Genomic DNA, 10,308 nt, shown 5'->3' with positions numbered 1-10,308 from the left:
GTTCAAACCAATCATACGAGAAAGGAACTCCTTTTTCTAATGTTTAAAGAAATAAATTTAAGGAATCATTCATCCTTACACAAACTATTTTACAGTCTCAAAATTTTTGCCTGATGCATCGATTTTTCGCTTAATATTTTTCATGATAAGATTAATTTATAACTATCTTGAAAGAACACGAATGAAACGAATTTACTATTATCACAAAACTACCGATGACGTGGTCGACAGCCACGATCAAAATTTTAGCTTACCAGATGACTACGTAATTTTGCCCAATTCTCGTGGGGCCAAAATCTGGTCCGCCATTGCTCGTCGCCTCGCTGCAGGCTTTGGCTGGCTCGTCTTCCGCTTTTTCGACAACGTTAAGGTAATTGGCAAAGAAAAACTAAAGCAAGTCGACGGCGGCTATTTCATCTATGGTAATCACACCAGACCAATGGGTGACGTTTTTACATCCCTCACCATTTTTCCTATTAAGAACTTCTACGCGATCGCAGGCCAAGCCAACTGGGGCATCCCCTTCATCGGCAAATACCTAGTGCGCTACGGTGGCCTTCCCGTTGGCAAGGATGTGAAGCAATCAATTAAATTAATCAAAGCTATCCAAACTGTGATCAAGGATAAAAAAGGTGAAGTTCTAATCTACCCAGAAGCACACGTTTGGCCATACTACACCAAAATTCGTCCATTTGATGCAACCAGCATGCACTTTCCTGTTCAACTGAACGCACCAAGTTTCGTTATGACCAAAACCTACCATAAAAGATGCTTTAGCAAGCGTCCTCGCGCCGTTATTTATATCGATGGACCATTTTACCCAGATCAAACTTTAAGCCGTAAGGAAGCGCAAAATAAGCTTCACGACGAAATTCAAAAGACATTAATTGACCGAGCTAATCTCAGCGACTATGAATATTGTCAATATATCAAAAAATAAGGTTAAGAAACGTTTTTGCTTCTTAACCTTATTAGTTTGTCTTTAAGAGTTTTAGTTACCTAATTAACGCTCCATAACAAAATGTTGTCTTTCTTTTCCATCATGACATTACGCAGAACACAATCTTGTTTCATTTGTTTTAAAGATCCTAAAACAAACTTGCGTTGATCACCCTTCAACTTTTTAGCAGCTTTGACTGCTAAAGCATAATCATGCTCATTTTTAGCAAGCCATTTACGATCAGTAATTTTGCCTTTAGAAGTAAACTTTTTATTTGGTCTGATAGGACTTCTTCCTTCTATTTTTTTCAATGGTTTAATCACTTTCTGAAAAGTCTTACTGTTTATAGCATAATATTGCAAGCCTGCATTTGGCGTCCAACCATTATATTTGTGATCCTTAGAGGTAACAAAATATTCTGGAGCACCACCTACGCCTTGAAAGTGCATAACCTTTTCAATCTTAAATCTAACATTCTTGATTTTCTTAGGACTAACAGTTTCGTTTCCTTTAAAATGTGGATTATTTACCATCTTGGCATAGTTGGATTTACCAACATAAATAGGTTGTGCTGAAGAATTAACATTTATAACATAGCCCCATTTACTAAGCTTAGGCGTATTTTGAATTATCATCTTAGGTGACTTTTTAGCATTTGTCGTAGTTGCATCAGAATTACTACTTGCGGCATTAACTGTAACTGGTGCCGTACCAAGTAACGTAGCAACTGAAGCTGCAGTGAATAAAGCTGTTAAAATCTTTTTTGATTTCATTGTTTTAACTCGCCTTTCTTTTTACGCCTATATTTTATATCTAAAATATTTTCATGTTAACCTTATTTTTTCGTTTTGCGTATCTGAAAATACGTAAAAATCGCAGCAACGACAGCAACAACATCTAATGGGATAAGTATAGTCATAAGAACTACAGCGCCATCTTGAAAACATGCGTATATATTAGCAACCAACATAATCAATATTGGCACTGCCACATTGAAGTAGCCCCACTTTCGCCACAGCCACGCGCGATAATTTTTATACGCTGGCGTTGCTGAAACGGCGATACCTATTATCAGCAATGCCATGCAAATCCATCCTGGAGTAGACATAATACCTTTCTATTCTTTCTATTGAGGATAATTCTAATAATATTCTTACTTCTTCACATTTTATCATAAACAGAATATTAATATAGTCAGAGAAGTTTTCTACAGAAAACTAAATCACTAATCTTTTTGCTATTTCAGTGTATCCAGCTAGTTTCAAAGAGTCCTTTATCTCTTTTGCATGTTCTTTTTGACCTTTAGATACTGCTAAATAAAATTTACCCAATAGTTTATACATTAAAAAAGCTGGAATTGGTTCTAAACTTTTGAGTAACAAGAATATTTGCTCAACTTCTTTATCCTGAAAATCATGCTTATCATCGATATTAAATAGATAATTAACACAAATCGTAGCAATTCTTATTATTTCTCTATCCGAGAAATTATTAATATTTTTATACGTTCTCAGTACTGATTGCATTAATGTTCTACGTACACTTTTATCAAAATACTTCATAGCATTACCAAAAATGCGAAGTGCATCCCTATTCTTAGTCCAATCATTCTGGGAGAACATTAACTGTAGAATTTCTTTCTGTGTTTTCGCATCTAATTTAGTTTTTTTCAATTCAGCCACTATTAGTAATGCATGTAATTTATATTCAATTGGAAAATTTTATCTTTTAATATCTCTGCCTTTTTTAAATCAGCTTCATAAAAGGCTTGGGACATTTCTTTTTGTAATTCAGAATTTTCATTTCTAAATCCATATCTAGGAGCCACTTCATCAAAGAAATGCTGATAATCAATATTATTATCAGCTAACATTTTTAATAAATTATCAGCATAAATACGATGCTTTCCATGCTCTATCTGCGAATAATGTGATTTAGAGATAGCTAGATGTTTAATCATATCTTTTTGCTTTAAGTTTCTGTCTTGTCGTTCTTTCCTCAAAGCCTCTGAAATTTTCATCGACTTCAGCCCTCCATTCAGAAAAATGAATTCTACATGGTATCATATAGAATATACAGATTAGTAAATTCAAATACTACTAAACAGGAGTAATTATGAACATACTTTTTTGCGGGGACGAAAACGCAGAAGACGGCGTTTTAATCTCCACACTATCTTTATTAAAGAACTCTGGTGCCAAGGAACTGCACCTCTATATTTTAACCATGGAAGCTCACAGCGATGAACGCAAGTATCATCCCTTCTCTGAGCATGCCGCAGACTATATCCGTTCTTTACTAGTTAAAGCAAACCCTAACAACACGTTGGAGTTGATCGATTGCACCGATCTATTTATCAAGCAGCCGCCTACAGCCAACATGAATACGCGTTTTACCCCTTATGCCATGTTGCGTCTATTTGCGGATGAATTGCCACAGATTCCTGACCGCATTCTTTACCTAGATGACGACATCGTTATCCGCGGCGACATTACTGCTTTTTACAAGCAAAATATCAAGGGCATCGAACTCGTCGGCGTGCTCGACTACTGGGGCAGATTCTTCTTCCACAACGTCAAAACTAAGCGCGTCTTTGACTACCTCAATTCGGGCGTTTTGCTTTTGAATATGCCTAAGATCAAAGAAACTGATCTTTTTGCTAAAGTGCGTCAAATGATGCAAACTAAGAAGATGTTCTTGCCAGATCAATCAGCTATTAACAAATTAGCTGTCGCTAAGCGTGTTTTCCCACGCTACTACAACGAACAATACAAGTTGCAGAAAAACACCAAGATTCAGCATTTCACCACCAGCTTTCGTTTCTGGCCTTACTTTCATACTCAGACCGTTAAGCCATGGGATGTTGATCGCGTACACAGCGTACTTCATTTACATGAATATGATGATATCCTTACCGAATACCTCAAAATACGCCATAATTTAAAGAAATAGTTTTTTGGAGGAAAATTATGAAAACAATTCCAGTATTTTACACTATCAGTGACAATTACACACCTTATGCCTATGTTTCAATTCAATCGTTAATTGATCATGCAGATCCTAACAAGGACTACACCATCACCCTTTTAGTTCAAGAAATCTCTCCTGAACACAAGAAGAGCTTAGAAGACATGTCTACTGACAACATTCACGTTAACATTTTTCACATCAGTGATGACATGGTAAATCGAATTCACAAGGGCAAGGAAAACTATTTGCGTGCCCAATTCTTCACTATGTCAATTTTCTACCGTCTATTTATTCCAGACCTCTTCCCACAATACGACAAGGCCGTTTATTTAGACGCTGACACAATTATTTGTGATGATATTGCCAATCTTTATGACACCGAAATTGGTGAGAATATGTTTGCCAGCTGTCCTGATTTATCCATTCGCTACATGCCACTTTTGCAAAAATATATCAAGGAATGCCAAGGTATTTTACCAGCTGAAAAGTACATCAACAACGGCGTGATCGTCTTTAACATGAAGGCATTCAGAGACAAGCATTTCGTAGACAAGTTTTATTACTTAATGGACAAATATCACTTCGATAATGTCGATCCTGACCAAGCCTACATGAACGAAATCTGTGAAGACAAGATTTATCACTTGCCTAAAGAATGGGATGCTATGCCTAATGAAAGCATCCCTGAATTCGAAAATCCTAAGATCGTGCACTACAACTTATTCTTCAAACCATGGCACTTCGAAGATGTGCAATACGCCCACTACTTCTGGGATGTTGCCAAGAAGACACCATATTATGATGAATTAAAGAAACAATTAGATGATTTCACAGATGAAGATCGTCAAAGAGCACGTGCCGACCTAGAACGGATGGCTGAAAGAGTTGATATGATCGTTCAAGAACCAAATACTTGGGCTAAAGTTAAGCAACATGAATCCGTAAAGATCGATTAAGGAAGGCAATTATGACAGTTCCAGTTTTTTATAGCATTAGTGACGACTTCACTAAGTATGCTGCAGTATCGCTTAATTCACTGGTTAAACATGCAAATCCTGAGACAGACTACACAGTATATTTTTTAAACCAAGATTTATCTGGCCAGCATAAACAAGATTTAAGTGATCTTGGCATTCAAAATGTGCACGTTAAATTTTTCCATATTGATGATGACATTGCCAAACTTTACAACACCGAACTAGGCAACAACCTATTCGGTGCTTGCACCGACTCCTCTATCCAATATGTAGCCAAAATGGTGAAATACATCAAAGATGTTTTAGCGCTAGATCCAAAGAAATATATTAACTCAGGGATGTTAGTCATGAACTCTAAGGCATTCCGCGATGAGCATTTCATTAACCACTTCATGAATTTACTAGAAAGATACCACTTTGACTGTATTTCCCCAGATCAGGATTACTTAAATGAAATTGGTGAAGGAAGGATTTTGCACCTTGATCCGCGTTGGGATGCGATGCCTAATGAAAATACTAAGCCACTGAAAAATCCTGGTCTGATCCACTACAATCTTTTCTTTAAACCATGGCATTTTAAAAACGTTCAATACGAAGATTACTTCTGGCAAAGTGCTAAAGAGACTAAGTTTTATAATGAATTAAAAGCTGAACTCAATAATTATACTGACGCCGAACGCGCAGATGATCGAGAAAAACTTAATCACATTCTTTTAAAGGAAGATAAAACTGAACAAGATCCTAATAATTGGGCACGAGTGAAAGAACGAGAGGCTGTTAAACTATGATTTTTGGCGATAATCGCGAAGCTGTAATTAAAAATATTCAAAAAGCTGCCAACAAGCGAGACTTTACGGCAAAGGCAGAAATTGGCGATCCACAAATGACGCTTGATGAACGATTGAAGTTAGTTAATGACTATTGGAAAAATCGCAAATCATTTTCTAGCAAAATTAATAATCAAATTGGACACGCTATGCTTACTACTTTCGCCAAAACCTTAGCAGGTTCTACTGAATTCAAGGGATTGGAAAATTTAAACAATCTTCCTATTGGTGGAGCAATCGTAACTGCTAACCACTTTAACCAGATTGATTCTTTACCAATTAAATTATTAGCCAACAAGATGCATCATCAACTCTCAATCGTCATTGAAGATACTAACTTGATGCTGCCAGGCTTCTTCCGCTATTTAATGAACTATGTTGGAACTATCCCTCTAGTTCAAAGCGCAAGTTATATTGGCAATGTATTTCCTAAGCATTTAAGCAACGCACTAGCTAAAAACAACTGGGTATTAATTTATCCTGAACAAGAAATGTGGTGGAATTATCGTAAACCACGTAAATTGCAACGTGGCGCCTATTACTTTGCTGCAAAACAAAACGTGCCAGTTATTTCGCTCTTTATTGAGATTAGAGATTTGCCAAAAATAGAAAAGAAAGACTCTAATTTCTACGAGACTAAATATATTGTCCATGTTTTACAACCGATTTTTCCTGATGTTTCTTTAAGTGCTAATGAAAATGCGCATAAAATGATGGAACAAGATTATCAACAAAAAGTTGCCGCATACGAAAAAATTTACGGTAAGAAACTTAATTATGATTTCACAGATTGGGATATCGCAGGCTGGCGCGGCCATCTTTCATAAGAAAAATATAAGATAATTTGAAATAGTTTGTTCTAAAGTGACATTGTGTTACCATTAATATAACGTATTTTACTTTAGAAAGGAGCTTCCTATGAAAAAATTTACCAGAGAAACTCTGTCAAACTATAACGGAAAAAATGGTCGACCTGCCTATATTGCAGTCAACGGTACCGTATATGATGTAACTAACAATTCTCAATGGACCAATGGCGAATACCATAATATTATGGCCGGTCAAGATGTTAGTTTTAACTTAACTAATACGCCAGATGTATTAGTTAATATTAATAAGGTTGGTTTATACAACTAGAAATAAATAAAAAATTTGATCAATAAAATAAATCCCCAAAAGAGAGCAGACTGTAAACATCTGCTCTCTTTTTTCTTCTCAAGTCGAATATTGTTCTTATTTAAAAAGATAATATAATAATAGTTAGTTAGTATATTATTATAAGTGAAGTGTTAAATTATGAATCTAAATCAACTTTATTACTTTAATGAATTGGTTAAACAACACCAATTTTCTAGTGCTGCAAAACGATTACATATTTCTCAGCCTAGCTTATCTAATTCAATCAAAACCTTAGAAAAAGAATTACATTATAATTTAATCGAACGGCGTAACGGCCGTATTGAATTAACAGAATAAGGTCAAATATTCCTTGGATCAGCAGATTCCATTATCTTAACCCTCGAAAAGACAAAAAATAATATTAATCATACCAAGCAAATAAGAAATAATACTATAGAAATAGGTTGCATCCCCACTGCTAGAGAGAACTTTCTGCCTCATATTACTTCAGCATTCGAAAAAGAAAATTCTAGCACATTTCATTACATTTACCACAATGCTATTTCTAATCAAATTTGCTTAGAAGTCCAAAACGGAAATTTCGACTTAGGCGTTTGTTCAAAAACTGATAATTATTCTGATTTAAACTTTATTCCTTTATATGTTGAAAATACCGTTTTTACAGCTTCAAAATTGGCATCTAAATTAGAGCTGCCTCAAAGCACGCGAACCATCTATCTAGTCTATAGTACTAAGCATCAGTTATCTCAACCTGCTCAGCAATTAATTGATTTTATTGCAAACTAAAAAATCAGCCAAAACGGCTGATATTTTTTTGTTCTAAATCTATACCTAATTTATAGATGAAATAGTTCTCTAGCTAATGCGTTATAATAATTTTATTATCGAAGGAAAGAAGGGATTTTCATGAATGACCCTGAAGCTTTATTACATTATCTTGATGTATTACTTAAAGAGAGCAATTTTACTAAAGCAGCGCGAGAATTATATATTTCTCAACCTTATTTGACCCAGTTAATAAAAAGAATCGAGAAAAAACTTGGTACCAAAATTATCAATCGTGACCGGACACCTTTTTCATTAACAGAAGCAGGCATGATTTATTACAAGTATTTAGAAAATATTTCTTACAGTGACCAACAATTGGATCGCGACCTTGCTCCATATACCCAACCTAACAAGGAAATCATTAAATTAGGCATTTTAGAAAGCTTAGGTTCATTTTTATTGCCTCGATTATTACCTTCATTTTTACAAAAAAATCCTAACGTGGAAATTCAGTTATTTGAAAATTCTCCACGCAAAAATGAAACAAATTTACTCAATGGTGACATTGATTGTTATATTGGACAAACACCTGAGACTATTTCCCACGATTTAGATTACCTAGTCAAAAATGGAGAACAATATTATGTAGTCATCCCTCAGAATTCGCCTTATTTCCGCTCTGACAAGTTTATTTTAGAAGCAGATGACTTAGACCTTAAGGAAGTTTTGCAGGCTCCTATGGTATTAAGTGCCTCAGAATCGGCAATTCGACATCAAGTGAATGGCTTATTTCAAAAATTTCATATTAAGCCTTGCATTGTTTTAGAAAGTAAAAGCATCATTACGGCTACAGACTTAGCATTAAGAGGAGTAGGCCTTACTATTTCTTCAGCTAGCATACTTAGCCGTATGCGTCAAACTCCAGTGAACCTACTAAAAATTGATGAAAATCTAATTTATATTAACTTCTTTATCGCAACTAAAAAAGAAGCCAAGATTTCTTCTTCTTTGCAAGAATTAATCGAAGAATTTAAAAATCTCGATTTAAGTTAAAAAGCATCTGTAAGTTTTTACCTACAGATGCTTTATTGTTAACTATTTTTAGCTTTAATCTTAAATATAATAGTTCCTAGTATTAAACCGACAATCATAGGAACTACCCAAGATAACCCTTGTCCTGCTAACGGAAGAGTATTTCTAACATGAGCAATAGCCAGTCCAAACGAACTTTGACTAACTACTGGCGGCATGCTGACGATCATATCAAGAATAGCTGGAATTAGTGTAAAAAATAAGCTCACCACGTACATAGTCTTATTTTTCTTAAAAATATGCACACCCAACGATAGAATAATTACTACAATTGCAATTGGATAAAGCAACATAAGTACCGGCTTAGACCAAGCAATAATCGTTTCCAGACCGCAATTAGCTACCAAGAAAGCAGCACCACAAGAAATCCCCAACCAAGTGTGATAGCTTAATTTTGAATAATGAGCATGAAAATCTTGTGCAAAGGCTGCTACTAATCCCACAGCTGTAGTGATACAAGTTAGGATTATTAAAGCTGCTAATAGTGCTTGTCCAGCAATACCTGCATAACTTTGAACAATTTGTGAAAAGGCAATTCCTCCGTCAGCAGAAACTTTAAATCGACCTAAAGACATAGCTCCAATGATGATTAGAAATACGTAGATCAATCCTATGGCTGACATACTAAATACACCTGACTTAGCAGTAACTATTGCGACACTTTTGTCTTCCTTTTTACCCATTTGCCTAATTGCGGTAATAATAGTTACTCCAAATGCCAATCCTGCCAATGCATCCATAGTGTTGTAGCCCTCTAAAAAGCCATTAATAAATGAAAGACCGCTACTACCATATGCATTGGTTGCTGGAGCCGCATTAGGATCTCCCATCGGAAAAAGAAAAACAATGAAAAACACTAAAAAGAGTAAGATTAAAAAGATAGGATTTAAAATCTTACCCAGAGCACTTAAAATATCACTTTCTTTATATGCAATAAGATAAGCAAAAATGAAAAATAAAGTCGTAAAAATCAATAAACCAATCTGATTAAACTGCTTTGGTACAAAAGGAGCTATTCCGACGGTATATGAAACAGTCGCCGTTCTAGGGGTACCAAATAATGGGCCAATAGTTAAATGAATCAAAGTCATGAACACTAATGCAAATTTTGCCCCAGCTGGCAAACCAATATCATACACACCATCTGAATGCGTCAATGCAATAGCTAACACCGAAAATAGCGGTAATAGCACACCCGTTACTAAAAATCCTACTGCTGCAAACGACCAATCATGTCCAGCAATTTGTCCTAAGTGAAGTGGAAAGATTAAGTTACCTGCACCAAAAAACAGAGCAAATAACATGGAACTGATTACGAAGTAATCTTTTTTAGATAACTCGCGTTCAATCTTTTCCATTTCATCCATAATATCAACTCCTAAATATTAATATTTCGACATTATCTCATAAAAAGGATAAAAAAAGAAGGAAGCTAGGCTTCCTTCTCTCTCCTTACTCCGGCTGTCAGACTCGAACTGACGACATCTTGATTAACAGTCAAGCGCTCTACCAACTGAGCTAAGCCGGAATATTAAAAAAGAGCACGGCAGCTTCCTTTCCTCGCAGGCAGTTGCCCACCAACTACTTTCGGCGT

General features: G+C 35.5%; 13 protein-coding genes and 1 tRNA gene. 8 read left to right on the top strand and 6 right to left on the bottom strand.

Annotated features, from left to right (window positions below; genetic code table 11):
* The first annotated feature begins 181 nt into the window (after positions 1 to 181).
* Complete coding sequence (locus CP357_RS08460; protein WP_098037055.1) at positions 182 to 940, top strand: 1-acyl-sn-glycerol-3-phosphate acyltransferase; 759 nt, start codon at positions 182 to 184, stop codon at positions 938 to 940.
* A gap of 59 nt (positions 941 to 999) precedes the next feature.
* Here CP357_RS08460 and CP357_RS08455 read toward each other — a convergent pair whose 3' ends face one another.
* The 4 genes from CP357_RS08455 to CP357_RS10380 form a co-directional block, all read right to left on the bottom strand.
* A complete protein-coding gene (locus CP357_RS08455) occupies positions 1,000 to 1,713 on the bottom strand; it encodes a hypothetical protein (protein ID WP_098037054.1) in 714 nt (237 codons plus the stop codon).
* A 62-nt stretch (positions 1,714 to 1,775) separates the two neighbouring features.
* On the bottom strand, positions 1,776 to 2,024 hold the full coding sequence (locus CP357_RS08450; RefSeq protein ID WP_233185839.1) for a sodium:proton antiporter: 249 nt from the start codon (positions 2,022 to 2,024) through the stop codon (positions 1,776 to 1,778).
* A 133-nt stretch (positions 2,025 to 2,157) separates the two neighbouring features.
* The gene (locus CP357_RS10385) at positions 2,158 to 2,613 is read right to left on the bottom strand and encodes a hypothetical protein (RefSeq protein ID WP_198995872.1); all 456 of its coding nucleotides are present in this window, start codon (positions 2,611 to 2,613) and stop codon (positions 2,158 to 2,160) included.
* Positions 2,614 to 2,624: 11 nt separating this feature from the next.
* On the bottom strand, positions 2,625 to 2,960 hold the full coding sequence (locus CP357_RS10380) for a helix-turn-helix domain-containing protein (RefSeq protein ID WP_025015592.1): 336 nt from the start codon (positions 2,958 to 2,960) through the stop codon (positions 2,625 to 2,627).
* A gap of 95 nt (positions 2,961 to 3,055) precedes the next feature.
* Between CP357_RS10380 and CP357_RS08440 the strand changes: the two genes are divergently transcribed.
* From CP357_RS08440 to CP357_RS08410, 7 genes are all read left to right on the top strand, one after another.
* Entirely contained in the window at positions 3,056 to 3,892 is an 837-nt protein-coding gene (locus CP357_RS08440) for a glycosyltransferase (RefSeq protein ID WP_098037052.1), read from the top strand.
* A 17-nt stretch (positions 3,893 to 3,909) separates the two neighbouring features.
* Positions 3,910 to 4,866 carry a glycosyltransferase family 8 protein gene (locus CP357_RS08435; RefSeq protein ID WP_098037051.1) on the top strand — a complete coding sequence of 319 codons (957 nt, stop codon included), beginning with the start codon at positions 3,910 to 3,912 and terminating at the stop codon, positions 4,864 to 4,866.
* A gap of 11 nt (positions 4,867 to 4,877) precedes the next feature.
* Positions 4,878 to 5,675 carry a glycosyltransferase gene (locus CP357_RS08430; RefSeq protein WP_098037050.1) on the top strand — a complete coding sequence of 266 codons (798 nt, stop codon included), beginning with the start codon at positions 4,878 to 4,880 and terminating at the stop codon, positions 5,673 to 5,675.
* Positions 5,672 to 6,541 carry a lysophospholipid acyltransferase family protein gene (locus CP357_RS08425; RefSeq protein ID WP_087176765.1) on the top strand — a complete coding sequence of 290 codons (870 nt, stop codon included), beginning with the start codon at positions 5,672 to 5,674 and terminating at the stop codon, positions 6,539 to 6,541. The genes CP357_RS08430 and CP357_RS08425 overlap by 4 nt, the downstream gene beginning before the upstream one ends.
* A 91-nt stretch (positions 6,542 to 6,632) precedes the next feature.
* Positions 6,633 to 6,851, top strand: coding sequence for a cytochrome b5 domain-containing protein (locus CP357_RS08420; protein ID WP_056945469.1), 219 nt, complete (start codon positions 6,633 to 6,635; stop codon positions 6,849 to 6,851).
* A gap of 159 nt (positions 6,852 to 7,010) precedes the next feature.
* Entirely contained in the window at positions 7,011 to 7,190 is a 180-nt protein-coding gene (locus CP357_RS10625) for a LysR family transcriptional regulator (protein ID WP_233187241.1), read from the top strand.
* Between the two features lie 570 nt (positions 7,191 to 7,760).
* Entirely contained in the window at positions 7,761 to 8,675 is a 915-nt protein-coding gene (locus CP357_RS08410) for a LysR family transcriptional regulator (RefSeq protein WP_087236497.1), read from the top strand.
* Between the two features lie 38 nt (positions 8,676 to 8,713).
* Here CP357_RS08410 and brnQ read toward each other — a convergent pair whose 3' ends face one another.
* Positions 8,714 to 10,072, bottom strand: coding sequence for a branched-chain amino acid transport system II carrier protein (gene brnQ / locus CP357_RS08405; protein ID WP_098037056.1), 1,359 nt, complete (start codon positions 10,070 to 10,072; stop codon positions 8,714 to 8,716).
* Between the two features lie 97 nt (positions 10,073 to 10,169).
* Positions 10,170 to 10,242: transfer RNA gene (locus CP357_RS08400), tRNA-Asn, on the bottom strand.
* Between the last annotated feature and the right edge of the window lie 66 nt (positions 10,243 to 10,308).

Source organism: Lactobacillus sp. UMNPBX6 (assembly GCF_002553975.1).
GTDB classification, from domain to species: Bacteria; Bacillota; Bacilli; order Lactobacillales; family Lactobacillaceae; genus Lactobacillus; species Lactobacillus gallinarum.
Note: the sequence above shows the minus strand (reverse complement) of the source record. Positions and strands in the feature narration are given on the sequence as shown.

What these genes read in the sequence shown, in the direction of transcription:
- CP357_RS08430 (WP_098037050.1), top strand. Translation starts at nt 4,878, where the DNA reads ATGACAGTTCCAGTTTTTTATAGCATTAGTGACGACTTCACTAAGTAT.
- CP357_RS08460 (WP_098037055.1), top strand. Translation starts at nt 182, where the DNA reads ATGAAACGAATTTACTATTATCACAAAACTACCGATGACGTGGTCGAC.
- brnQ (WP_098037056.1), bottom strand. Translation starts at nt 10,072, where the DNA reads ATGGAAAAGATTGAACGCGAGTTATCTAAAAAAGATTACTTCGTAATC.
- CP357_RS10380 (WP_025015592.1), bottom strand. Translation starts at nt 2,960, where the DNA reads ATGAAAATTTCAGAGGCTTTGAGGAAAGAACGACAAGACAGAAACTTA.
- CP357_RS08420 (WP_056945469.1), top strand. Translation starts at nt 6,633, where the DNA reads ATGAAAAAATTTACCAGAGAAACTCTGTCAAACTATAACGGAAAAAAT.
- CP357_RS08455 (WP_098037054.1), bottom strand. Translation starts at nt 1,713, where the DNA reads ATGAAATCAAAAAAGATTTTAACAGCTTTATTCACTGCAGCTTCAGTT.
- CP357_RS08410 (WP_087236497.1), top strand. Translation starts at nt 7,761, where the DNA reads ATGAATGACCCTGAAGCTTTATTACATTATCTTGATGTATTACTTAAA.
- CP357_RS08435 (WP_098037051.1), top strand. Translation starts at nt 3,910, where the DNA reads ATGAAAACAATTCCAGTATTTTACACTATCAGTGACAATTACACACCT.
- CP357_RS10625 (WP_233187241.1), top strand. Translation starts at nt 7,011, where the DNA reads ATGAATCTAAATCAACTTTATTACTTTAATGAATTGGTTAAACAACAC.
- CP357_RS08425 (WP_087176765.1), top strand. Translation starts at nt 5,672, where the DNA reads ATGATTTTTGGCGATAATCGCGAAGCTGTAATTAAAAATATTCAAAAA.
- CP357_RS08440 (WP_098037052.1), top strand. Translation starts at nt 3,056, where the DNA reads ATGAACATACTTTTTTGCGGGGACGAAAACGCAGAAGACGGCGTTTTA.
- CP357_RS08450 (WP_233185839.1), bottom strand. Translation starts at nt 2,024, where the DNA reads ATGGCATTGCTGATAATAGGTATCGCCGTTTCAGCAACGCCAGCGTAT.